Source organism: Halovenus amylolytica, assembly GCA_004015825.1.
Lineage (GTDB): Archaea > Halobacteriota > Halobacteria > Halobacteriales > Haloarculaceae > Halovenus > Halovenus amylolytica.
Genome location: SAYS01000008.1, coordinates 137,697 through 160,656, shown reverse-complemented (window position 1 = coordinate 160,656; position 22,960 = coordinate 137,697). Strand labels below are relative to the sequence as shown.

Annotated in this window: 29 protein-coding genes and 1 tRNA gene; 20 read left to right on the top strand and 10 right to left on the bottom strand. The window is 60.6% G+C overall.

The features are described 5' to 3' along the window. Nucleotides 1–105: 105 nt before the first annotated feature. The 6 genes from EOW68_RS08895 (at nucleotide 106) to EOW68_RS08870 (ending at nucleotide 6,999) form a co-directional block, all read left to right on the top strand. Nucleotides 106–1,812: a bacterio-opsin activator domain-containing protein gene (locus EOW68_RS08895; RefSeq protein ID WP_128224808.1), complete on the top strand. Its 1,707-nt coding sequence runs from the start codon at nucleotides 106–108 to the stop codon at nucleotides 1,810–1,812. A gap of 109 nt (nucleotides 1,813–1,921) precedes the next feature. Further along, nucleotides 1,922–3,895, top strand: a complete 1,974-nt coding sequence (gene acs / locus EOW68_RS08890) for an acetate--CoA ligase (RefSeq protein ID WP_128224807.1) — start codon at nucleotides 1,922–1,924, stop codon at nucleotides 3,893–3,895. 22 nt (nucleotides 3,896–3,917) lie between these two features. After that, nucleotides 3,918–4,406: a DUF4212 domain-containing protein gene (locus EOW68_RS08885; RefSeq protein ID WP_128224806.1), complete on the top strand. Its 489-nt coding sequence runs from the start codon at nucleotides 3,918–3,920 to the stop codon at nucleotides 4,404–4,406. Then, entirely contained in the window at nucleotides 4,403–6,235 is a 1,833-nt protein-coding gene (locus EOW68_RS08880) for a VC_2705 family sodium/solute symporter (RefSeq protein ID WP_128224805.1), read from the top strand. The genes EOW68_RS08885 and EOW68_RS08880 overlap by 4 nt, the downstream gene beginning before the upstream one ends. A 2-nt stretch (nucleotides 6,236–6,237) precedes the next feature. Further along, nucleotides 6,238–6,705 carry a universal stress protein gene (locus EOW68_RS08875; protein WP_128224804.1) on the top strand — a complete coding sequence of 156 codons (468 nt, stop codon included), beginning with the start codon at nucleotides 6,238–6,240 and terminating at the stop codon, nucleotides 6,703–6,705. Nucleotides 6,706–6,774: 69 nt separating this feature from the next. Beyond that, complete coding sequence (locus EOW68_RS08870; protein ID WP_128224803.1) at nucleotides 6,775–6,999, top strand: DUF8119 family protein; 225 nt, start codon at nucleotides 6,775–6,777, stop codon at nucleotides 6,997–6,999. Nucleotides 7,000–7,017: 18 nt separating this feature from the next. Here EOW68_RS08870 and EOW68_RS08865 read toward each other — a convergent pair whose 3' ends face one another. The 5 genes from EOW68_RS08865 to EOW68_RS08850 all read right to left on the bottom strand — a co-directional run bounded on the left by EOW68_RS08865 (nucleotide 7,018) and on the right by EOW68_RS08850 (nucleotide 9,425). Then, nucleotides 7,018–7,227 carry a hypothetical protein gene (locus EOW68_RS08865; protein WP_128224802.1) on the bottom strand — a complete coding sequence of 70 codons (210 nt, stop codon included), beginning with the start codon at nucleotides 7,225–7,227 and terminating at the stop codon, nucleotides 7,018–7,020. A 34-nt stretch (nucleotides 7,228–7,261) separates the two neighbouring features. Continuing rightward, complete coding sequence (locus EOW68_RS18640; RefSeq protein WP_431358833.1) at nucleotides 7,262–7,426, bottom strand: DUF6757 family protein; 165 nt, start codon at nucleotides 7,424–7,426, stop codon at nucleotides 7,262–7,264. Between the two features lie 87 nt (nucleotides 7,427–7,513). Continuing rightward, the gene (locus EOW68_RS08860) at nucleotides 7,514–8,290 is read right to left on the bottom strand and encodes a PHP domain-containing protein (protein WP_128224801.1); all 777 of its coding nucleotides are present in this window, start codon (nucleotides 8,288–8,290) and stop codon (nucleotides 7,514–7,516) included. A gap of 1 nt (nucleotide 8,291) precedes the next feature. Next, complete coding sequence (locus EOW68_RS08855; RefSeq protein WP_128224800.1) at nucleotides 8,292–8,696, bottom strand: DUF8057 family protein; 405 nt, start codon at nucleotides 8,694–8,696, stop codon at nucleotides 8,292–8,294. A 39-nt stretch (nucleotides 8,697–8,735) separates the two neighbouring features. Then, the gene (locus EOW68_RS08850; protein WP_128224799.1) at nucleotides 8,736–9,425 is read right to left on the bottom strand and encodes an RAD55 family ATPase; all 690 of its coding nucleotides are present in this window, start codon (nucleotides 9,423–9,425) and stop codon (nucleotides 8,736–8,738) included. Between the two features lie 141 nt (nucleotides 9,426–9,566). On the opposite strand from EOW68_RS08850, the gene EOW68_RS08845 reads away from it, so the two are divergent. Then, nucleotides 9,567–9,839, top strand: coding sequence for a DUF7553 family protein (locus tag EOW68_RS08845; protein WP_128224798.1), 273 nt, complete (start codon nucleotides 9,567–9,569; stop codon nucleotides 9,837–9,839). Here EOW68_RS08845 and EOW68_RS08840 read toward each other — a convergent pair. Then, the gene (locus EOW68_RS08840; protein ID WP_128224797.1) at nucleotides 9,836–10,480 is read right to left on the bottom strand and encodes a metal-dependent hydrolase; all 645 of its coding nucleotides are present in this window, start codon (nucleotides 10,478–10,480) and stop codon (nucleotides 9,836–9,838) included. The two genes, EOW68_RS08845 and EOW68_RS08840, sit on opposite strands and share 4 nt — an antisense overlap. Before the next feature lie 284 nt (nucleotides 10,481–10,764). On the opposite strand from EOW68_RS08840, the gene EOW68_RS08835 reads away from it, so the two are divergent. Continuing rightward, complete coding sequence (locus EOW68_RS08835; RefSeq protein WP_128224796.1) at nucleotides 10,765–11,067, top strand: PRC-barrel domain-containing protein; 303 nt, start codon at nucleotides 10,765–10,767, stop codon at nucleotides 11,065–11,067. On the opposite strand, the gene EOW68_RS08830 is transcribed toward EOW68_RS08835, so the two are convergent. Continuing rightward, a complete protein-coding gene (locus EOW68_RS08830; RefSeq protein ID WP_128224795.1) occupies nucleotides 11,064–12,515 on the bottom strand; it encodes a DHH family phosphoesterase in 1,452 nt (483 codons plus the stop codon). The two genes, EOW68_RS08835 and EOW68_RS08830, sit on opposite strands and share 4 nt — an antisense overlap. 161 nt (nucleotides 12,516–12,676) lie before the next feature. On the opposite strand from EOW68_RS08830, the gene EOW68_RS08825 reads away from it, so the two are divergent. The 3 genes from EOW68_RS08825 to EOW68_RS08815 all read left to right on the top strand — a co-directional run bounded on the left by EOW68_RS08825 (nucleotide 12,677) and on the right by EOW68_RS08815 (nucleotide 13,901). Next, on the top strand, nucleotides 12,677–13,342 hold the full coding sequence (locus EOW68_RS08825; RefSeq protein ID WP_128224794.1) for a hypothetical protein: 666 nt from the start codon (nucleotides 12,677–12,679) through the stop codon (nucleotides 13,340–13,342). A gap of 69 nt (nucleotides 13,343–13,411) precedes the next feature. Next, nucleotides 13,412–13,485, top strand: a tRNA-Lys gene (locus EOW68_RS08820). A 227-nt stretch (nucleotides 13,486–13,712) separates the two neighbouring features. Continuing rightward, nucleotides 13,713–13,901, top strand: a complete 189-nt coding sequence (locus EOW68_RS08815) for a hypothetical protein (protein ID WP_128224793.1) — start codon at nucleotides 13,713–13,715, stop codon at nucleotides 13,899–13,901. Between the two features lie 20 nt (nucleotides 13,902–13,921). Here EOW68_RS08815 and EOW68_RS08810 read toward each other — a convergent pair whose 3' ends face one another. Further along, nucleotides 13,922–14,389: an NUDIX hydrolase gene (locus EOW68_RS08810; RefSeq protein WP_128224792.1), complete on the bottom strand. Its 468-nt coding sequence runs from the start codon at nucleotides 14,387–14,389 to the stop codon at nucleotides 13,922–13,924. Nucleotides 14,390–14,558: 169 nt separating this feature from the next. Here EOW68_RS08810 and EOW68_RS08805 point away from each other — a divergent pair, with 169 nt between their 5' ends. The 6 genes from EOW68_RS08805 (at nucleotide 14,559) to EOW68_RS08785 (ending at nucleotide 17,963) form a co-directional block, all read left to right on the top strand. After that, nucleotides 14,559–14,753, top strand: a complete 195-nt coding sequence (locus EOW68_RS08805; protein ID WP_128224791.1) for a cold-shock protein — start codon at nucleotides 14,559–14,561, stop codon at nucleotides 14,751–14,753. 134 nt (nucleotides 14,754–14,887) lie between these two features. Beyond that, nucleotides 14,888–15,052: a hypothetical protein gene (locus tag EOW68_RS18635; RefSeq protein ID WP_431358832.1), complete on the top strand. Its 165-nt coding sequence runs from the start codon at nucleotides 14,888–14,890 to the stop codon at nucleotides 15,050–15,052. Between the two features lie 48 nt (nucleotides 15,053–15,100). Continuing rightward, entirely contained in the window at nucleotides 15,101–16,006 is a 906-nt protein-coding gene (locus EOW68_RS08800) for an acyltransferase (RefSeq protein WP_128224790.1), read from the top strand. A gap of 168 nt (nucleotides 16,007–16,174) precedes the next feature. Continuing rightward, the gene (locus tag EOW68_RS08795; RefSeq protein WP_128224789.1) at nucleotides 16,175–16,435 is read left to right on the top strand and encodes a DUF7577 domain-containing protein; all 261 of its coding nucleotides are present in this window, start codon (nucleotides 16,175–16,177) and stop codon (nucleotides 16,433–16,435) included. A 2-nt stretch (nucleotides 16,436–16,437) separates the two neighbouring features. Then, a complete protein-coding gene (locus tag EOW68_RS08790; protein WP_128224788.1) occupies nucleotides 16,438–17,133 on the top strand; it encodes an Nmad3 family putative nucleotide modification protein in 696 nt (231 codons plus the stop codon). A 44-nt stretch (nucleotides 17,134–17,177) separates the two neighbouring features. After that, nucleotides 17,178–17,963, top strand: a complete 786-nt coding sequence (locus EOW68_RS08785; RefSeq protein ID WP_128224787.1) for an SDR family oxidoreductase — start codon at nucleotides 17,178–17,180, stop codon at nucleotides 17,961–17,963. Nucleotides 17,964–18,406: 443 nt separating this feature from the next. Here EOW68_RS08785 and EOW68_RS08780 read toward each other — a convergent pair whose 3' ends face one another. Next, nucleotides 18,407–19,327 carry an NAD-dependent epimerase/dehydratase family protein gene (locus EOW68_RS08780; protein ID WP_128224786.1) on the bottom strand — a complete coding sequence of 307 codons (921 nt, stop codon included), beginning with the start codon at nucleotides 19,325–19,327 and terminating at the stop codon, nucleotides 18,407–18,409. Nucleotides 19,328–19,558: 231 nt separating this feature from the next. Next, on the bottom strand, nucleotides 19,559–19,822 hold the full coding sequence (locus EOW68_RS08775; protein WP_128224785.1) for a hypothetical protein: 264 nt from the start codon (nucleotides 19,820–19,822) through the stop codon (nucleotides 19,559–19,561). A 135-nt stretch (nucleotides 19,823–19,957) separates the two neighbouring features. Here EOW68_RS08775 and EOW68_RS08770 point away from each other — a divergent pair, with 135 nt between their 5' ends. The 3 genes from EOW68_RS08770 (at nucleotide 19,958) to EOW68_RS08760 (ending at nucleotide 22,955) form a co-directional block, all read left to right on the top strand. Further along, a complete protein-coding gene (locus EOW68_RS08770; protein ID WP_128224835.1) occupies nucleotides 19,958–20,233 on the top strand; it encodes a PadR family transcriptional regulator in 276 nt (91 codons plus the stop codon). Nucleotides 20,234–20,571: 338 nt separating this feature from the next. Next, nucleotides 20,572–21,672, top strand: coding sequence for a non-hydrolyzing UDP-N-acetylglucosamine 2-epimerase (wecB, locus tag EOW68_RS08765; protein WP_128224784.1), 1,101 nt, complete (start codon nucleotides 20,572–20,574; stop codon nucleotides 21,670–21,672). Further along, nucleotides 21,669–22,955 carry a nucleotide sugar dehydrogenase gene (locus EOW68_RS08760; protein WP_128224783.1) on the top strand — a complete coding sequence of 429 codons (1,287 nt, stop codon included), beginning with the start codon at nucleotides 21,669–21,671 and terminating at the stop codon, nucleotides 22,953–22,955. The genes wecB and EOW68_RS08760 overlap by 4 nt, the downstream gene beginning before the upstream one ends. Nucleotides 22,956–22,960: the final 5 nt, after the last annotated feature.

Below are 22,960 nucleotides of genomic sequence, written 5' to 3'. Positions count from 1 at the left end.
GCGGGTGTTCAGCAGTGAAAATATTGGATATATGCGATTCGTACTATCTTCGACGCCGAAAGATTGAACACGCTATTTCGTGATATACTGTAATATCGAAATCCAATGGGGGGAATCAAGAGTCAGCTGGAGCCACACGAGTACGACACTCTCCGTGGGGCCACGCGGACCCATCGTGAGGAGCTACTGGTTCGGCTCTGTGGGGAGGCGGGGCTGCGCGCCGGGGAGATCGCGCGCCTCCGGCCGGCCGACCTCGCCAGCGACGAGCGGGCAGAATCGAGTGGGTATTTTTTGACAGTCCGGGAGGCAGCTGGCGGCACCCGGATCGGCTATCTTCCCTCGGGCGTCGCCCACCGCGTCCGGCAGTACGTCCGGAGCAACTCGATCAGCCCCGAGGCGGAACTGATCGACGTTACCGAGCGACGGATCCAGATGATCGTCACGGACCTCTGTGAACGCGTCGCCGAAGCAACCGGGCGGGCGGTGTTCGAACAGGTGACACCATCGACGCTTCGGACGTTTTTCGCCCAGCAGCTGCTCGTCGAAGACGGCGTAGACGCCCGGGTCGTCGCGGCTGTCGGTGGCTGGGCGGGGATCGACGACCTGCTGGCGGGTCTCGGCGACCCGACAAGAGCGGAGATCGCTGTCGCCTTCGGACAGCTCGAAACGGAAGACGACGACGGCGCCGGCAGACTTCCGCTGCTCGTCGACACCCTCGAAACGGTGGTGCAGCGAGTCACCGACGCGGATTCCAGGGAAACACTCGAACGCCGGGCCTGTGAGGCACTGACGGACAGCTACCGTGCTGCCTGGGTCCTGGAGTGGGGGCCCCGCCGCGAGCGACTGGCAGTACGCGCACATGCGGGAGAGAGTCCAGATCGATTCGACGGGGCGGGGGAGACGGGGATCGTGCGGCGGTCACTCCAGACCGGACAGCCTCTGGTTGCCCCCGACGATCCGGGGCCGGCAGCGAGCCAGGAGGGGCGTGGGCTGCTCGCCGCGGTCCCGCTCGTCTCCGGTGATACCCAGTACGGCGCGCTCGTGGTCCGGGCTGGCTCCCGGGACGCCTTCGACGATCCGGAGCGGTCCACACTGTCGATGCTGGGTCGGCAACTGGGCTTCGCGATCGATGCGATCGAGCGTAAACAGGTGTTGCTCGGTGGCTCCGTGCTGGCGGTCACGTTTCAGTATGGCGGCCAGTCGACGCTCGTCCAGTTCGCGGAGACGCTCGCCTGCTCGCTCGTCCTGGAGGGTGCCGTCGCCGGCGACGATGGCGTTCTCTGTTTCGTCCGGGCCGCCGAGACGGCGCCGAAACCAGCCCTCGAAGCCGCCGCCGACTGTCCGGGGATCGGTGACAGCCGACTCATCCGGAACACTGCGGCGGGTGGCGTGCTCGAACTCGATATCCAGGAGGGCTCACCGCTTTTGTCCCTCGCCGACCGGGGTGCCAGGGTCAGCGAACTGCGCGTCGAGAACGGCCAGGCGACGCTGACCTGTGAACTGCCGCCCGAGACCAGCGTGCGGGCACTCCACGACGACCTCCACGAACAGTTCCCCTCGCTGGAACTGCACAGCAAACAGAAGCGGGAGGCGACCCGCGGCACTCTCGATACCCGGGGTGTCCTCGACGAGGAACTGACCGAGAAACAGCGGACAGTCATCCAGGCAGCCTACCACGCCGGTTACTTCGAGTGGCCTCGGGAGAGCACGGCCGAGGATCTCGCCGACTCGATGGACGTCTCCCCGCCCACACTCCACAATCACCTCAGAAGTGCCCAGCAGAACCTCCTCGATAGCGTACTCGAACACTAGCTCGTAGCTATCTTGCAACTACATCTGGCTGTTACTCGACAAAACAAATTAGGAATTATGATAGTTAGCATTGACTATTAATATGCCTCTCTTGTGAGTATCGGATGCAATGTCAGATCAACCAGAGGTGGAACTCGAAGCACGGCTCAAGGAGCAAGCGGAGTTCGAGCCGCCCGAGTCGTTCGTCGAACAGGCGAACGTCACAGACGAGGGGATCTACGACGAGTTCGAGGAGAACTGGCCTGACGCCTGGGAGCGGGCAGCAGAGCTGCTCGACTGGGAGTCAGAGTGGGATCAGGTACTGGACGATTCGAACGAACCGTTTTACGAGTGGTTCGTCGACGGCAAACTGAACGCCTCGGCGAACTGTCTCGACCGCCATCTCGACGACCGTGCCGACGAGGCGGCGATCGAGTGGATCGGCGAACTGGGGGAGACACGGACCTATACGTACGAACAGCTCCACCGCGAGGTAAACGAGTTCGCGGCGGCGCTGCGCGACCAGGGTGTCGAGGAAGACGACGTCGTGACGATGTACATGCCGATGGTACCGGAGCTGCCCATCGCCATGCTGGCGTGTGCCCGGATCGGCGCACCACACTCCGTGGTCTTCGCCGGCTTCTCCGCAGACGCTTTGGCAGAACGGATGAACTCGGCCAGTTCGGATCTGCTGGTCACCTGTGATGGCTACTACCGCCGCGGTGAGCCACTCGACCACCTGGAGAAAGCCCGTGACGGGCTCGGAAGCGTCGACGGTGACGTCGATACCGTGATCGTCGACCGACTCGGCGACGAACGCAGCGTCGACCACAACGCCGACGAGTTCGACTACGACGAGCTCGTCGAGGCAAACAGCGGCGCGACGGTCGAGCCGGTCGTCCGCGACGCCGAGGATATGCTGTTCCTGATGTACACGTCGGGAACGACCGGCAAACCGAAGGGTGTCAAACACTCGACCGGTGGCTACCTCTCCTACGCTGCCTGGACGAGCCAGGCTGTGCTGGACGTCAAACCGGACGACAACTACTGGTGTTCGGCCGACATCGGCTGGATTACCGGCCACTCCTACATCGTCTACGGCCCGCTGGCTCTCGGCACCACCTCGGTGATGTACGAGGGGACGCCGGACTATCCGGACAAGGATCGGATGTGGGAGATCGTCGACGAGTACGACGTCACCCAGCTGTACACGGCCCCGACGGCGATCCGCGCGTTCATGAAGTGGGGCTCGGAGTACCCCGCACAACACGACCTCTCCAGCCTGCGTCTGCTGGGGACCGTCGGCGAACCCATCAACCCGCGGGCCTGGAAGTGGTACTACAAACACATCGGCAACGAGGAGTGTCCCGTCGTCGACACCTGGTGGCAGACCGAGACCGGCGGGATGATGGTGACGACGATCCCCGCGATCGGGAATATGAAACCCGGCTCTGCCGGGCCGCCACTGCCGGGGATCAGTGCCGATATCGTCGACACGAACGGTGATCCGGTCGAGGCCGGCCGCGCCGGCTATCTCATCGTCAACAAGCCGTGGCCCGGTATGCTGCGGACACTGTACAAAAACGACGAGCGCTTCATCGACGAGTACTGGGACGAGTACTCGATCCCGGAACGCGACCAGTGGGTCTACTTCCCGGAAGACGGCGCGAAGATCGACGACGACGGCTACATCACCGTGCTCGGCCGTGTCGACGACGTGCTCAACGTCTCGGGCCATCGTCTGGGGACGATGGAGATCGAGTCGGCGATCGTCGGCGTCGAAGGCGTTGCAGAAGCTGCCGTCGTCGGTGGGGACCACGAGATGAAGGGTGAGGCAGTCTACGCCTACGTCATCACGGAAGACGGTCAGGAGGAATCCGAGGCCTTCCACGACGAGATCATCGCAGCAGTGGAAGACGCGATCGGGCCGATCGCACGGCCGGAGTCCGTGATCTTCACGCCCGAACTGCCGAAGACCCGCTCTGGGAAGATCATGCGTCGCCTGCTCGAAGACATCGCAAACGGGGAGGAACTGGGGAACACGAGCACGCTACGGAATCCGGATGTCGTCCACGACATCCAGAAGAAAGTAAACCAGGGCTAACGGTCCTGGGGGGATCTGCACTATGAGCAACACAAATTCGGACGACGGTGACAGTAGTACAGAAACAGTGCCTGATGGGGGGGTAACTGACGTCGAGCGCGAGCGACAGATGGATTATCTCGAGACCGAGATCAACCTCCTGAAACCAGCGACGCCGTTTATGCGCGATCACCTGAAGGTGATCTGGACCGGGGCGATTATCTGGGTCTTTACGACGTTCGGGCCCATCACGCTGACCCGGATCGCGCCGGACGTGATGACCTCGACGATGCCGATACTCGGCTTTCCGCTGCACTATTTCCTGATCGCGATCGGGGGCCCGGGTGCGGCGTTGTTACTCTCCGTGTGGTACGCCCGCAAGCGCGACCAGATCGACGAAAAGTACGGCATCGAACAGCCGGTCGGGGGCGAAATGCCGGAGACCGAACAGCGCGACGAAGATGTCGCTGCGACGGATGGCGGTGTCCGTGACGATGGAACTCCCGGTGAAGACGGAGGTGTCAGTGAATGATCCCCCTCGATACCGCAGTCGGCGGCGCTGACCTGTTGTTACAGAGCGAGGAGCTGCTACCGGAGGGGCTGGATATCTCGTTCAAGCTCCTGCCGGCGATCATCGTCGTCTCGATGATGACGCTGTTTCTGGCGATCGGGTTCGCGTTCAAGGTCGCCGACACCGACGACATGTGGGTCGCCGGCCGGTCGATCGGCAACGTCGAAAACGGGATGGCGATCGGGGCGAACTGGATGTCCGCAGCGTCGTATCTCGGGATGGCAGCCCTGATCGCGATCTCCGGCGTCTACGGGCTCGCCTTCGTCGTCGGCTGGACGACGGGCTATTTCATCCTGCTGATCTTCATGGCCGCCCAGATGCGCCGTTTCGGGAAGTACACCGCGCCCGACTTCGTCGGTGACCGCTTCAACTCCGACACGGCGCGTGCGATCGCCGCGGTCACGACCTTCCTGATCGGCTTCGTCTACGCCATCGGGCAGGCACGCGGTATGGGACTCGTGGGGATGTACATACTCGGTGACCTCGGCGTGCCCGGGTTGAGCGCCTACCAGTCGATGATGATCCTCTTCATGGTGGTCACAGTCGGCTATCTGGCGCTGTCGGGGATGCTCGGGGCGACGAAGAACATGGCCGTGCAGTACGTCATCCTGATCGCTGCCTTCTTGATCGGGCTGCTGGCGACCGGCTGGTCGGCAGGCTTCTCGACAGTGCTGCCACAGCTCGAATACGGGCAGTTAATAAGTGATCTCGGCAGCGAGTTCTCCGCACCCTTCGCGGGCGGGAGCTACTACCTGTGGGTCGCGACCTGCTTCTCGCTCGTGTTCGGGACCTGTGGACTGCCACACGTGCTCGTCCGATTTTACACGGTCGAAAACGAGCGGGTGGCCCGCTGGTCGTGTACCTGGGGGCTCTTCTTTATCTGCCTGCTCTACCTGAGCGCCCCCGCCTTCGCTGCCTTCGGGACCGCGCTGTACACCGAAAACGTCACGGCCACCTACGGTGATCCCGGGATGACGAGCGCCGCGGGTGACGTGATCGTCGTGTTAGCGGCACAACTGGCCGAGCTTCCGTCGTGGCTCGTCGGCTTCGTCGCGGCAGGCGGGATCGCCGCCGCAGTCGCGACCACTGCCGGTCTCTTCATCGCCGGCTCGTCGGCGATCTCACACGACATCTACGCGAACATCATCAAGCCCGACGCCACCCAGCGCGAGCAGGTGATCGTCGGCCGGCTGAGTATCATCGCACTCGGTGCGATCACGACACTCGCCGCACTCGATCCACAGCAACCCATCGCGGCGCTGGTCTCCTACGCCTTTGCACTGGCCGCGTCGGTGCTGTTCCCGATGTTCTTCCTCGGACTCTGGTGGGAGAACACGAACCGCCAGGGTGCGCTCGCCGGGATGATAACCGGCCTCGTGCTGTGGTTCGTCCCGATGATAAACGAGGGGAACTTCGGACTCGTCGGTGGCGGTGACGGGATCGGCATCGCGGTGCTCGAAACCTGGATGCCGGCGATCGGCTCGGCACTGATCATCGTCCCGATCGTCTTCGCCGTCACGATCTTCGTCTCGATCGTCACAGACGAACCGCCCGAGAAGACGAAGATGATGGTCCGACAGTGTCACAGTCCCGATCCCATGGGCAAAGACGTGACTGCTGCGGAAGTCGTCGAACGGAAAATAAGCGCCAGAGAAACTGCGGCTGACGGGGGGGAGACGGCCACCGACGGTGGCGAACCGGCGACCGATGGCGGACAGCCTGTCGACACCGAGTCGGCCGACGCTGGCTCCACTGCCGATGGTCCGGACCACCCACCGGAGGAAACATAACAATGTACGAACGCATACTCGTTCCGACAGACGGCAGCGACGTCGCCGAAGCAGCGGTCGATCACGCGATCGATATGGCGATGAAATACGGCGCCGAGGTTCACACGCTGTACATCGTCGACACAGATGCAGTCGCGTACAGTCTCGGTGCCGAGCAGGTGGATCGGATCCGGCAAGGAAAGTTCAGTGGGATGACCGAACTGCGGGAGAAAGCAGAGGCGGCGACGGCTCACGTCGTCGCACTCGGCGAGAAACACGGGCTCGACGTCGTCGAACACCACGCCGGCGGACAGCCCCACAAGATGATCGCCGACTACGCCGAGGACCACGATATCGACCTCATCGTGATGGGGAGTCACGGCCGGTCCGGGGTCCGCCGGGCACTGCTTGGCAGTGTCACCGAGCGGACGCTCCGGTCGACGCACGTCCCCGTCCTCGTCGTGGACTATCAGGGTGAAGACGAGGAGTAACGCCGACGCCGGATCTCACATTACATCCCTTATGAACCATCGATACACACGGATCGCACTGGAGGGACGATGAGTCTCGACGACCGACTCAGAGAGCACGTCCGCGAACACAAGTCGGGAATGCTGTACGATCTGATGTTTGCGGTCGTCTGGGTCGGGATCGTCGCCTTCCTGTTCGATTTCGTCTTCGTCGAGGCACCGACCTGGGTGTTCTACATGTTCATGCTGGCCGGCATTCCCGCTTACTTCGGCTTTTTCTGGTCGCTCGAACTGCTGGAGGCACAACCAGAGTAACCAACTGCGATACCGGCCCTACTCTTTCTGGGCGTACCGCTGGCGGAGTCTGAGCGAAATGACACTCGCCACAGCAAAAATGACGGGCACCGCCGCGAGTCCGACCGACCCCGACGAGACCGCCGGATAGGCACTGATTCCGGCGAGCAGTGCGAACAAAAACGCGAGAAGACCGGTAATCGGGACCACGTACCCCTGGCCCGATGCCGTCCCTGGCTGATCAGTCATCGAAGATACTCTGTGCGGTTGGTAACGGGCGTGATCACTCTGCCCGGTCTACGTCGAGCTGGTCTTGAATATCCTCGACGAACTCGGATTCGGACAGCTCTTCCATCTGCTCGCGGAAATGCGCCTCGCAAACACCCACACGGACGCCGTCTTTTTCGACGACGACGTCTGCCCCGCTGTCGCAGTAGTGACACTCCATACACCACGTACTACCGCTGGATAGTTGAACCCTCCGGAGCCGGCCAGTTTCGAAACCCAATACTGTCCGACCAGACCAGTCGAGGAGTTACTTTAGCGCTGACAGGAACTGCTCGTACTGGCCGCCGTCGAGCCCTGCGTTTCCGAGCTGATCGTCGTGTGCGTCACTGCCGCCGGTCACGAGCAGATCGAACTCGCTTGCGGCCTCCTCTGCGGCTGTGGTATCGACCGCGCGGTCGTAGGGGTAGGGGATTTCGACTGCATCGAGATGCTCCGTGTATTCGAGTGCTCTCGCAGGATCGTCGTACCGGAATGGGTGTGCCAGCCCGACAACGTCACAGGCATCTGCCAGAACCGCCCGGCCAGTCTCGAAATCCGGGATCTCGCGGGAGACGTAACACGCGCAGTCGTCGCCGATCAGCTCGGCGAACGCATCGCTATAGTCGTAGGGAGCCGAACTCGCCGCGATTGCACGCGCAACGTGTGGTCTGCCCACCCCTCGGTCGTAGGCAATATCGAGGGGAATCCCGAGTCGATCTTCGACGCAGTCGACGATCTCACGGGCACGCTCGATCCGGTTTCGTTGCAGTCTGTCGGTGAGTGCTGTTAGCTCTGTCGTTCGGGCGAGTCCGTATCCGAGCAGATCGAGACGCTGCTCGGGCGTCTCGACGCGTAGTTCGATCCCGTGAACGAGTGTGACCCCGTCGAGTTCGGAGATCCCCTCCTCGATCTCGGGGTGAGGTCTGTCGTGATCGGTGACCGCGACCGCGTCGAGATCCGCGGCGTGGGCAGCGCTCGCCAGTGTCTCGATCGTCAGTGTCCCATCGGAGTTCGTGGTGTGAACGTGTAGATCCGCGACGACCATTCTACTCTCTGTCGAGGAACTCCGGAAGGTCAAGTGCGTCGGTACTGTCCCGGTCGGGCAGGTCGAGGGCGTCCATCCTGTCGACGGCCTCCGGAAGCCCGTTCCGGCCGCCCGTCGGCAGTTCGTCCGGATCGATCGTCACCTCCTCGCCGATCACGAGTTCGTTCCAGACCGTCTCCGATTCCTCGGATTCGACCTCGCGACCCTCGTTTTTGCCTTCGTCGAAGGCCAGATCGACGACACTCCTGTTGTAGGCCGTCGTCATCTCGTCGCGGATCGCTTCGAGTTCCTCGCGGTGGTACTCGCCCAGCGAGGCGGCGACACCGAGTGCGTACGCGCGGTCGATCGCCTCGTCCTCGTCGAGTTCCTCCCAGTCGGTGCCGTAGACGCGCTCGTATCTGCTCATGACTCTGTCACGCTGGGTGCCGGGGCAAGGGGGTGCATGTTATGCCTGAACTTTCTTTTTCGTGTGGACCCGGAGTCCCTGATCCGAGAATGATAGCTCCCGGATGTCGCTGTCGATCGCGGTCCCGCGCATCTTGATCACCTGCACACCGCGTGTCATGCCGCTCGAATCCAGGAAGTTGTGGAAGAAGATGACGCCGTGTGCGAGGTAGTGTTCGTCGGAGTAGGAGGTCGGATCGGTCATCTCCGAGATGAGCAGGATCGTCGCGTCGGTCTGTTTGAGTGCGGAGAGAAAGCCAGTGATCTCGTCGGAGACGTCCTGCTTGAAGAAATGTTGCAGCAACATCGTCGAGTCGATCACCGCACGGTCGACCTCGTTGGATTCGAGGAAGGCGACGAGACGGTTGGTGAGTCCACCCTCGGTCCCGAACTGGGTGATCGCCCGTTTTCCCGACTCGGTGACGAGATTCAGAAACTGGATCTTGTCGGATTTGATGGCGCGGTCGAAGCCGAAATCGAAGCCGGACATATCCTGCATCAGTTCCTCTTTGGTCTCGTGCATCGTGAGATAGACACAGTTTTCACCCTCCTTCGCACCCTGGGTGATAAACTGTGAGCAGAAGGTTGTCTTCCCGCTTCCTGGCGGTCCACTGACCACGTACAGCCGGTTTTTCAGTAATCCCCCTTCGACGAGGTCGTCGAATCCAGGGACGCCACTCGAAACACGCATAGTTGATCATGACTGTGTCACGGTATAGATGTTTGCTATCCTTTTTCACCAGTGATAATTACGGCTCGGTTGCGGGTGCCGTGTGGAGTGGGTGCTCGGTTCACCACAACGTATTTTCCAGTTCACATTAGAGATACAGCTATGACACGTGCGCAACTCAAACGCGCAGGCGAACTGCTCGCATCGGCTGCCAGCCAGACAGACCACGGGGGGAGTAGCGACCGGCTCGCCGATCTCGCAGACCAACTCGAGACTCTCTCCGACGGGGCTCACGGTCCCGACCACGGCCGTCTCGCCCGGTTCCAGGCCGCACTCGACGAGATCCAGCCCGACGTCGACGACGACACCGCAGCGACGATCGAGGAGGCACGCGACGAGCTGAGCGACTACCGCGAGACGCTCGAAGGCGTCTAGAACTTTTCTTTTTCCTCCGATAGTTGAAACCGCGCGGCAGTCACGAGTACACCAGTTACCACAACGACTAGCTCCCAGCCGGCACCGATGACGGGGAACGTTCGATCGGGCGTGGAGCCATCGTCGGTCGGAGCAGGATCGACACCGGTCGTGATATCGAGCTCTCTGGTGGTTCCCTCGGGCTCGAACAGCAAGAATCCGTCTCCGTCGACGAAGGTCTGGACGATCCCGCGCTGACTGGAGAGTTCGATCGAGCCGGTGAGCCGGTAGAACTGGTCGTGGACCGGCCAGAAGAGGTTGGCGACGCCGTCGACGAGATCGAGTCCGACGTGTGCGAACAGATAGCAGCCGATACTGACCCAGGCGACTCTGATTCCCCACGGTCCCCACCGCCGTCTGACGATCGATTGCTCCCGAATAGTGAGATCAGCCCACAGGGCGATCGCGGGGACGATTCCGAGCCAGACGTTGTGTAGTACTGTCCGGTGGCCTGCGACCGTGTACAGCGCGATAAACGAGTCGAGATCGGGGAGGGCGGTGACGATGACGACGATCAGGACCGATCGCCAGTCGAAGGCGGCACCGAGCAACGCAGCCGCGATGAGCAACGCGAATGCGATATGTACGATCGTCGATGTCATGTCTCGACATACTTCTGGGGCGGAATAGCTGTTGGGAGTGGCTGTTTTCTGATGTGGGTGCTCTATTGCAGCTACAACCAGCAAGAAAGCCCCACCCTCGTAGGTTGACTGGCCAGCAGATATGGGCGGGACTGAAAGGGAGCTTTCTTGCTGTCAAAACAGTGTTCTTTCGTTTGTTGTCCGTAGGGTTTTGTTTGCTGTTTGTACCAACAGCTCTGTGCCACCCAACCATCTTGGTCGACCTGTCGCCAAGAATTTAAGTCACCACCCCACCAGAAACGCGTATGGACCGCGACGCTCAGCCCCAAGAGATTACGACCCTCGTCGGACGCGAAGTGTACACGAAAACCGGTGTCTTCCTCGGTGAGATCGAAGATCTGCGCCTCGATCTGGAATCCGAGCATCTCACCGGCCTGGCACTGCACGAACTCAACCGAGAGCTGTTCGCCGAGGAGGCGACGACTGCCCGGGGCGTCATCGTCCCGTACCGCTGGGTCCAGTCTGTCGGTGACGTCGTCATCGTCAACGATATCGCCGAACGCATCCAGCGCTCGAAAGACACAGACGACGAAGAGGCGCCCGCCTAGGAGCCGTTCGAACTGTCGGAACTCTCGACACCCATCGACTCGAACAGTTTCTTTTTGACTGCCTCTTCTGTCAGTTCGAGCAACGTCTCCCTGTTGTCCTCGCTCACTTCGATCCCCGTAAAGATACCCAGCGGGATCTCGACGCTGGCCTCCGTCGAGTGGCCCTTGCTCTCGCCGATTTCCTCGAAAGCGTCTTCGAGAATCCGGCCGATATCCATCCGGATATCCTTCGAGCGAGCGGCCAGATAGATCACGTCGTCTGCGATTGCGAAGACGGCCGTGGTCGTGATCCCCTCCAGGTTGAGGAGGTGCTGTGCCGCTTGCGAGAGCGCATCCCGGTCGTAGACAAAGCCCGCGTTCGAGACGAGGTGTGAACCCTCGACCTCCCGATTGCGGATCGCTTCGGCGAGAACGTCCAGTGTCTCGGCGGACATCGACGGCGACTCGACCTGTTCGAGGGTGTCGTGATCCGCGAAGGGATAGAGGTAGGCTGCTGCAGTGAGATCCGCCGGCGTCGTATCCCGCTTGAAATCCAGTGTCTCGGCCCGGATACCGTACAGAAGCGCCGTCGCGACCTCCTGTTCGATCGTCAGGTCGAGCTCCTGGATGTATTTCGTCATGATCGTCGACGTCGAGGAGACGTTCGGTCGAATATCGCTGAATGCGACGTCGTGGTTGTGGTCCTGCTCGTAGTGGTCGACAATGATATCGACATTTTCGTCGTCAGTTGGTTCGCCCCCTTTGGCGTGGTCGACGACCGCAATAGTGTCGTAGTCGGCCATATCCACCTCCCCCGCGGAAACGAGTTCGATCCCGAGCAGATTGACGAACGCACGGTTCTCCTGGCGACCGATCTCCCCCTCGTAGATGATATCCGCATCGATTCCGCGGCTCTCGGCGATCGCCTTGAGTGCTGTCGCGCTCGCGATCGAGTCCGGATCGGGGCTCCGGTGGATCCGTATCGCGAGTCCTTTCTCTGTGCCCTCGATTACCTCCGAGAGTTTCTGTGTCTTGTATTCGAGTTCGCCCGTCTCCAGCGCTCGCAGTGCTGAATCTGCGATGACAGCCGAGGGATTGATGACGACATCTGCACCGGCCTCTGAGAGCGCATCACTCGATACAGGGTCCGACGCACGTGCGATGATGAACTGGTCGTCGCCGTAGTCGCGGATATTCTCGACCGCGGCCGTGTTCGCCTCGACATCCGAGGAGAGAATCAAGATCACGTCACGGTCTGCTACAGCCTCCGCGACCTCGTAATCCCGGATATCGGACTGCCGTGCGTCCAGATCCTGGTCGCGTAACGCCTCGACGCGCCCTTCGTCCCGATCGATGATGAGAACATCCTTGTCTTCGTCGACGAGATCCTTCGCGACGGCGTGGCCGACGCTCCCACAGCCTAGAATCGCATACGTGGACATGGACGTCATCGTGATTCCCGTGCTCATCAGTATAGACGGCTTTGTGTCGGGACGGCATATAATAGCCGGGTTCCTGTCCTGGCCCTGTCCTCCGGGAGATGTATGTAACTAAAACTATTCTATTATTAATACTCTCTAAGCAGATAAAATAACAATATTTTACTGTAGTGTCTGATACGTACGGGTTGATGACAGACAATTCGGCGACTGACAACACGCAAGGCAGACAGGGTGGGCAACCGGATGGTGGCCACCCGCAGGGAGGGCAGCCACAGGGCGGTCAGCCTCAGGGTGGGCAGCCACAGGGCGGCCAACCAGCGGGTGAGCAGTCACAGGGCGGTCAGCCACAGATGGGGCAACCGCAGGGCGGCCAGGAGCTGACCGAGAAGTACTCGACAGAAATCGAGTTCGCCAAACTCGGGGTGGTCGTCTATGCGATCTTTGGAATTGGGCTGTTTTTGACCGAATCGTTCAAACACGTCGTCGCAAACGACGATTCAGTTGTGAGTTTCACTCTGACGAGTCTCACCAATAACGGGATGTTTATCGCATCTGCCACGTCGCTTCAGACGTTCACGACGTTGGCTCCGATTTTCGGGGCGCTTCTTGCGTACCACTATTACAGAACTGGAACGAGAGCTGCTCCGAAGGCGGGGGCCATTGCCTCGGCTGCCGGTACCCTTTCGATCGGTCTCATCCTGGCGTTTTTCGTCACGATGTTCGCACCGTCGCTCAGTAACGTTGGGTTCGGAAAAGAGATTCCCACACTCGTCGGGACGGTCGTCGGTACTGCGGTGGTTGCCGGCACAACTGGCTACTTCTTGCAGCGAGATCCGCTCGATCTGTTGCAGTAGGACAAGGGATCTCACTGCTTGTCCGAAAGGAAACCTATTTTAGCAGTCTCTGGTAAGGAGAAACTGGTTGGGCCGGTAGCTCAGTCTGGCAGAGCGACGGACTCTTAATCCGTCGGTCGCGTGTTCAAATCGCGCCCGGCCCGTTTTCCTGCGAACGAACGTGAGCAGTGAAAACGCCACGGCGGGATTTGAAGTAGACCGAGGTTCTGCGCGAAGCGCAGGTTCTCGGGCGTAGTTCACAATCGCGCCCGGTGAAACGCCTCGCTATCGCTCGGCGTATGCTTGATGTCTGCTCTATCAAATCCACAGTACCCGGAAACCCGGAAGCTGCCTTCCTAGATTCATACTCCTTCCAGCCCTTGCTGTGCGTATGTCGACAGAAGCCAGACGAGAGATCGTCGAAGAGCATACCACCGAGCGAGGCCGGACATTGCTCGAACTCACTCAGCGAGATGATGGCACTTGGGTCGCAACACAGCGGGATGTCGACCTCGAAGGGACCGGTGAGACTGGGGCGCTCGCTGCGATGGATTACTGTCGGAAGGTGGCTGAACGGTAAATCACACCACTGCGATCTACTCAGTCGGCACCGATACCGACTGCAGACCGCCGCTCGGTCACCTCCCGTATCGCGTGGAGATAGTCGTCCAGATCCAGCGCAAACGAGCCCTCCGTCGGAAGATCGATCCAGAAAAAGTCGAACTCCGCGCCGCGTTCCTCACCCGTGCCCGTGACAGTATGGGTCCACGAATCCCGCGTCTCGTGGACCGGGGCGTGATAGAAACTCCGGACGTAGCGTTTCGGCGGCGACTCGCGGCGGGTCCAGACATCCGTGACGAGATGACGCGGTCGGCTGAACGTCGCGAGGCCGCTTTCCTCGACGACTTCCCGACAGACGGCCTCGCGTGGGGTTTCACCCGGCTCGACTGTCCCTTTCGGAATCTGGAGCCCGTCGTGACCCGGCCCTTCGAACACCAGTAACTCCGATTCGTTTCTCGTAATGTAGGCGCATGCTTTCTTCACGTGCGTTACAGAACTGTTCGACATTACTGATGTAGTACAGTTCCACCCGTATAGTAGCACCCAATTATGGTCCTTTAGGTATAATATGTGGGCAAACATTGTAATCTATATCACTATACTCTACAATCGTCAACAAACGACAGCGCTTCTCTTCGCAAGGATTATACGTAGGCTCCTCCTCCCTTCAGTCGCAATGGCAGAAGGAACGGTTGATTTCTTCAACGACACAGGCGGTTACGGTTTCATCGAGACTGACGATGCGGACGAAGACGTGTTCTTCCACATGGAAGACGTCGGCGGCCCGGATCTCGAAGAGGGACAGGACGTAGAATTCGAAATCGAGGACGCACCGAAAGGGCCGCGGGCGACGAACCTTACCCGCCTCTAACTCGGTTACCTGATTTCGTCACATTTTCCGTTTTATTTTCACCAGTGAGCGACAGCGCTGTGTATCGATTTGGCCGACACGGATAGCTGCCAGGAAACGTTGTATTCATATCCCAGCGAGCGAACGTGGTGGACATGTTCGACACAGTCGCACACGTTGGAATGGAACACCCGGATCTCCTCTGGATCGCAGGGCCGACACTGCTCGCGTTCGCCGTTGGGTTCGCCCTGGCAGTCGTTGCTGACACGCGGCGCACGAACAGCCAGCCTGAAGCTGTCTCGGAACCGGAAGAGCAGTAACATCGGCGTAACCAAAACGGCTTATCGATCCCGAATAAGTACACAGATATGACCAAACGCCAGGTGTCGTTGCCTTCGGCAGCGGCCGACGGGATGCGGGAGTTCATCGAATCGGTCGACGAACGACTCGCGAGCGAGGAGGACACCTGTGCGGTCGTCGAGGACGTGCTCGTAGATCTCCACGGCGACCGGGAGGCCTACGAGCGCTGGCAGGCCGGCGAGGAGATCTCCCCGGCACAGCAGGTCCGCCTGCAGGGGTACGATCCCTGCAACACGACGATCGAAAGCGAGTATTACGCCGAGGTCGAGACTCAGAGCGACGACTTCCAGCGGTCGAAACACATCCAGTGGCTCTGGCGCCAGTTCGACGCCACCCCGATGGCGGACAACGTCGAGTTCGCGCTCCATTTCCGGCGGATGCTCGCCGATCATCTCTTCGAGGAATGTGGCGAGAACTGCCGATTTTTCAAGGGGATCTCGATGACCTACGGCCACAACATCAGGCTCGGTGACAACGTCGTCGTCCACGACAACGTCCACCTCGACGACCGCGGGAAACTGACGATCGGCGACAGGGTATCTATCTCGGACGATACCCACGTCTACAGCCACGACCACGACGTGGTCGACCAGACGGAGGTCGAAAACTACCACACGATCATCGAGGACGACGTTCGGCTGACCTACGACTCGATGGTCCGGGCCGGGGTACGTGTCGGCGAGAACGCGATCCTGGCGGCGAAATCCGTCGCCCAGACGGATATTCCGGCCCACCACGTCGCTGCCGGGTCACCCGCGAAATCGGTTTCAGTCAAGCCGGGATGGGAGTCCGTGGCCGAGCCGATCGACGAGGCGGGTGTCGACCGACGGGACGAACGGCAAATCGAGTACGAGATCCCCGACGACGCCGAGACGTTCGACGAGTTCCAGCGTGATCTGTCTCCGCCGGAGTAGTCAGAGATCTCTGTTCGCGGGGACCTTGGCTCGGAGACGTATCTTTGAACTGGACTGTAGACAGCCGACCCACCAAAGAATAGAGCATTCTCTCTGAACGCAACACCACCACCAACAGCCAACACATCTAGCCGAAGGTCCAAGTATGATGATCCCCAACATACACGTATGGAACTCTGGGCCTGGCTCGGTGTGTATCTCGTCGGCTTTGCCCTGCTGCAGTTGCTTCTCTACCGCTATTTCATCGGCGAATCGACAACCAGCGACCCCTCGACGGAGAGTACGACCCCGCAGTTCGAGGGCACGAGTACGTCAGTCGAGCGCCCGCAGACGAGCGACGAGGATATGATTGTGTGTGAGGAGTGTGGGACACCGAACCGACTCGATCCGGCCTTCACGTTCTGCAAGTCCTGCGGGAACCGGCTGTAGCGATGCAGGCCATCGCGATCAACATCGGTGCGAACACGAACGAACCCGGTTTTCGCGGCCCGGTCGACGCCGACGGCCGCTTCGAGTACATCCCCATTCCAGAATCCAGACCGACAGCCGAGACTGTCCCCACCTACGGCGACCTCGCGGCGCATCTAAAGACTTCGATCCCCGACGATATCGCAGAGACACCGGTCCATCTCGACCCCGAATTCCCGGAGTATCCCCACTGTGAACGGTACAGCTACGGCGACGAACACGGCGTCAAGGCTGGCCCACTCTCCGATCTCTCGGCCGGCGAGTACGTCTTCTTCTACGCGACGCTGACAGTCACCGAACCCGCCGACTGGCTCCCGCCCGAGTGGGGTGCCTTCCTCGTCGGCCACTTCCGTCTCGCCACCGATCCTGTCGTCCCGGAGGCCGGGACAGTACCCTCCGACGACCGGTTCGCGAACAACGCCCACTGTAAACGTGATCCGATGGATGCACGGGTATTGCTGGCCGGCGATCCCGACGACTCGCGGCTCTACGACCGCGCTCGGCCCCTCAGTACACCCGAGGGTGGTACCGACGCAAATCCTGTCGTGACCGATCTCTCCGGGGACTCCGGCCGCGGTCCGTGGTGGCGGCGACCGCTCCGATTCGACAGCGCTGGTACCGAGCGACTGCTCTCGCTCGACGGCTGTGAACAGCTCTGACGGACAGCACCTACTTCTATGGGTCAGTCGGCCCAAGCATCCGTATGGATCTCGAACTCGACGGCAACACGGCCCTCTGTACAGCAGCGAGCAGCGGCCTCGGACTCGCGAGTGCGACCAGCTTCGCCCGCGAGGGCGCGAACGTCGCGATCTGTGGCCGGACAGAATCGAACATCGAAGCGGCACGCGAACAGCTCCAGGCGGCAGGCGACGGCGGCGTCGTTGCCGTCCAGGCGGATATCACCGATCCGGATCACATCAGCGCGTTCGTCGAGGAGACTGTCGACGAGTTCGGCGGTCTCGATCACGTCGTCACCAGCGCGGGCGGGCCGCCGAGTGGCACCTTCGAGGATATGGCGGACCGCGACTGGTACCAGGCCTACGATCTGCTCGTGATGAGCGCAGTGTGGACACTTCGGGAGACACGGCCACATCTCGAACAGTCCGACGCGGGAACCATCGTGGCGATCACCTCCCGCAGCGTCCGCGAGGTGATCGACGACCTGTTGCTCTCGAACGCCGTCCGACGAGCAGTTATCGGTCTCGTCAAAACTGTCTCGCGGGAGTTCGCGCCGGAGATCCGGACCAACGCCGTGTTGCCGGGGGCACACGAGACAGCACGGATCGAGGAACTCATCGAGGATGGCGTCGACCGGGGCGAGTACGACGACTACCAGGCAGGATACGAGGACAAAGGGGCAGGCGTTCCGCTGGGTCGGATCGGCGAACCCCGGGAACTCGGTGACGTAGTCGCCTTTCTCTCAAGCGGGCGGGCAAGCTACGTCAACGGCGTCTCGCTGCCAATCGATGGCGGCTCCATGCGGAGCTAATCGCGTCGAAACCACGTTTCTGAGAGAGAATGACATCCTCCTCGGCGTAAACGCCGAGGTTTCCACGCGCTCGGGGTCGGGCGTTCCGACACCAACGGTGGCAACATTCCCCTCGCGGGTACTCCGGTTTGCACGCAAGCCGTCAGTCCCGTGAGGGAGTGAGATGCTTGGGTATCTGCTTGGCCCGTGCGGGCGGTGCCATCCGCCTGACTGCGCCTTGCAGCGGAGTCTGACTCGGGCAGGCTCGCGTTTTTGATATCGGGTGAACGCCAACCCACACCCACTTTTCCCGAGTTATTGTTGTACTGTACGAACCCACCGAGAATAAATCCGGGGGTTTGCGGCACCAATCTTACGCGATTCACGCCCGCCGTGAACGGCGAGATTCTCTCGCTGTATCAAGATAGCTCGGTCGGAAAAACCCGTCGAGTCGGACAACCGAACTACTCTTGATACTGTTTGCAGACGCGGCGGATCCCCTCGCGGAGATCGATCTCGGGTTCCCACGAGGTCGCCTCCCGGAGTTTTCTGTTGTCGGCACAGGTATCGTGAACGTAGACATCGTTCGGGATCGGGTTTTCGACGTACTCCGGCTCGATCTCTGTCCCGAGTTCGTCGTTCAGTAGCTCGACGAGTTCGTTGAAGCTGTAGCTCTCGCCAGTGCCGAGGTTGTAGATGCCCTGAAGCTCGTGTTCGGCAGCGAGCGTCACGCCGCGGACGACGTCGTCGACGTGTGTGAAATCCCGTGTCTGTGTTCCGTCACCGTAGAGGACCGGGCGGTCACCGTTCGCGACATCGTCGGCGAACTGTGCGATGACGTTGGCGTAGGTTCCCTTGTGTGCCTCGGCACCCTTGTACCCCTGGTAGACACTGAAAAAGCGCATCCCGGCCAGCTGCATTCCGTAGTGGTTGGCGAAGTATTCGGCGTACCGTTCCCGGGCGAGTTTCGACGCCTCGTACCCAGTGTTTGCTGTGACTGCCATCTCCTCTGGCGAGGGTTCGGTTCGGCTCCCGTAGATCGACGAGGTCGATGCGTAGACGACCGTTTCACAGCCGTCCTGCCGGGCCTGTTCGACGGTGTTGACGAAGCCTTCGACGTTTACACGCACGCCCTCGGTCGGATCCTCCTCGTGCATCGCGTACGAGGAGAGGGCAGCGAAATGAAAGACGACATCGACATCTGTCGGGAGATCGTCTTCGGCGACCGATCTGTTCCGGAAGTCGACGTCCGGGGAAAGATTCTCCGGCGTGCCCAGCGAACAGTCGTCGACAGCGATCACGTCGTTGTGTTCCGCGAGATGATTGGCGACGTTCGACCCGATAAAACCTGTACCTCCGGTAACGAGAATTCGTTTGTTCCGCATCAGGTAGTATGGGCGGGGTGGCTCGTATCGTTATGTGTTTCTTACCACGCGACACCGTGGCTCCGGAACTGAAAAACGAATCCAGGAGAACGGCACGCAGTTGCTGGCACACAAGCTGGGTTGCCGACCCGGATCCGTTTATATATAAACTGGCAAACAACATAAAAGTGTCGTAGGCAATAGGAACCGGGGATAGAACGCCCCGATTACAGAAACAGTGTTAGCCCCCGTTCACTCGGAGCCGTCCGGCGCTGGAGCAGTATCGTCAGTGTCGCCCTCGCCCTGATTCGGGCTGTACACCTCTGCGGGTGGTAATCCTGCGACGTCCTCGTTGATCCCTTGATAGACTGCCTCGCTGACGGCCTCGGCAAAGTCGGAACGGTCGTACTCTCTGACCGTCAACAGCCGGTCGCCCTCGATTTCGAAGACGATCTCGACTGTCCCGTCAGGGTGGTGGTACTCGTCACCTTTCGATGGGTCGGGGTCTGGAACCATATGTACGACATTCAGTCTGTGTGACAATAACACTTTGTTCGTCGCTTTAGTGATGAAAATAGGTAGGGATTTATGATATTCATAATTCACTAACAAAGTTCCTGCAATGCGAGCACTCATCCAATGAGCGTACCACTGTTCGATCTGACGAGTTTCCAGCGCGATATTCTGTACGTGGCGATGGGGAGCGACCAGCCATCGGGCCAGGAGATCAAAGACGAGCTAGAGGGAGAACTGGAGGAGATAACCCACGGACGGCTGTATCCAAACCTGGATACACTCGTCGAGAAAGAGTATCTCGAAAAGGGGATGCTCGACAGACGAACGAACTTCTATAGCATCTCCGAAAAAGGAGACAGGGCGGTTCGGGAGCGTCGCCGCTGGGAGGACAGATACGTCGATTTCGACTGATACGGCCAGCATAACTCCAGACAGCGAGATGCTGTCCCTCGACAGAGACGCCTCAGTTCCTTCCAGCCGGCAGTACGAGCGATCTCGATCGGCAGCTGCAATCAGCCACTGTCTACCGGTTGATCGCGTCGGTTCCGGTCTGGTCAAGCTCCGAATAACAATGCCGATTTTGCGGGTAGTTAGAAGCACAACGCCGGAGTGTGGCTGTGACGCGGTTCGGTCGCAGGAACAATCAACTATGAATGTAGTAATCCGTCCCCGAGAAGACTGTAATACCAGGAGTATTTGCCCGCCGGTTGCGTTTTGCCCCGGCCAGATGGACAGCGAGGTGCAACCCGATGAGTGACGGAATCGCCGTCATCCTCGGGACCCGCCCGGAGATCATCAAGCTCGCTCCGGTCATACGTGCGTGCGAGGAAAACAAGATACCGTGTACGCTGATCCATACAGGCCAGCACTACTCGGATTCGCTGGATTCGGTCTTTTTCGACCAGCTGGGGCTTCCGGATCCGGATTACAACCTCGAGGTTGGCTCGGCCTCCCACGGCCAGCAAACCGGCGAGATGCTGATCGGTATCGAGGAGGTGTTAGAGGAGGTGTCCCCGGAAACGGTGCTCGTCCAGGGCGATACGAACAGCGTCCTCGCCGGCGCGATCGCCGCCAGCAAGCTCGACGTCGACCTCGGCCACGTCGAGGCGGGACTCCGGAGCAACGACCGCAAGATGCCAGAAGAGATAAACAGAGTGCTCGCCGACCACGCCGCAGATACACTGTTTGCACCGACCCGCCAGAGCAGGGAGAACCTCCTCGCGGAGGGGATTCCCGACTCCCGGATCGAGGTCACCGGAAACACCGTCGTCGACGCACTCTACCGGAACCGGGAGCTTGCGGCCGAAACCAGCACCGTCCTCGACGAGCTGGGGGTCGATGACCGGGAGTTTTTCCTGATGACGCTGCACCGCCAGGAGAACGTCGACGATCCGGAGCTGTTCGAAGCACTGCTTTTCGGTGCCAGTCGAGCGGCAGACAAACACGGTGTCGACGTGATCTATCCGATCCACCCGCGCGCCGAAAAGCGCCTCGAAGAGTTCGGGCTCGACGTCCCGGAGCCGATCCGGGTCGTCGAACCGCAGGAGTATCTCGATTTCATCCGGCTGGAAGACGCGGCGACGCTCGTTATGACCGACTCGGGCGGCGTCCAGGAGGAGGCCTGTATTCTCGGGACGCCCTGTGTGACACTGCGTGACAGTACGGAGCGGCCGGAGACGGTATCCGTCGGGGCGAACGTACTCGCCGATCACGACCCCGCGACGATCATCGCGAGCGTCGACCAGATGATCGAGAGAGATAGCGACTGGGAGAACCCCTTCGGCGACGGCGACGCCGGCGAGCGGATCTTGCAGTCAGTCCAGCCACAGCTCGAGGTGCTTCAGCCATGAGTTCTGTCTGTGTCCACGGGCTGGGCTACGTGGGGCTGCCGACCGCGGCGATGCTGGCGAACTACGGCCACGACGTGTTCGGATACGACGCCAACGAGACGGTTCGGGCCGAACTCAGAGATGCCGAGACACCGTTCGACGAGCCGGGGCTGCGGGCATTTCTCACGCAAGCACTCGAATCCGACAAACTCGAAATTTCCGACGAGGTCGTTCCCGCAAAGTACCAGATTATCTGCGTTCCCACGCCGTTCGACGAGACCGAAAAGACGGCAGATCTCAGCTATATAAAACAGGTCGGCCGTGCAGTTGCTCCCGTGCTCCGGGAAGGCGATACAGTCATCCTGGAATCGACAGTGCCGCCGGGAACGACAGTCGAGGAACTCCAGCCGCTGCTGGAGGAGTCCGGTCTCGTGGCGGGTGAGGATTTCGCACTCGCACACTCCCCGGAGACGGTGTTGCCGGGCAACATCATCACGGAACTGCGGGAGAACAACAGGATCGTCGGCGGTGTCAACGCCGTCTCGGCCGAATCTGCGGTCCGGCTGTACGACTCGTTTGTCAACGGACGGATCCGGAAAACCTGTGATCCGACCGTCGCGGAGTTCGTCAAACTCATCCAGAACACCTCGCGTGACACGAATATCGCCCTGGCGAACGAGATCGCACGGCTCGCTCACGACTACGGGATTGACTCGCGTGAGACCATCGAACTGGCAAACGAACACCCACGTGTCGATATTCTCCAGCCGGGGCCGGGTGTCGGCGGCCACTGTCTGCCGATCGATCCCTGGTTTCTCGGGGCCGCCTCGGACGAACTCGATCTGATCTCGACAGCCCGGCACGTCAACGACGGGATGGCCGAGTTCGTGGTGGAACTCCTCCAGGCGGAACTCGCGGAGTTCGAAGAGGCGAAGATCGCGGTCCTCGGCGTCGCGTACAAGGGGAACGTCTCCGATACACGTATGAGTCCGGGGCTGCGACTCGCCAGGGCGCTCGGCAGCCAGGAACAGCCCCCGCTCGCGGCAGACGGCGGGACCGGTGTCTGTCGGGATGTGTCGCTCCAGGACCCACACGTCACGGATCCAACACTCGATCTGACCGACCTCGAATCGGCGACTGACGGGGCCGACGCCATCGTGATCGCGACGGATCACGACGAGTACGAACAGCTCGATCCGGAAGAGTTGCGCGAGCGAATGGCGGACACCGTCGTCATCGATACCAAGGCACTCCTCGATACAGACGAATGGCGGTCGGCCGGGTTTACACTGCAGCGAGTCTAACGCGG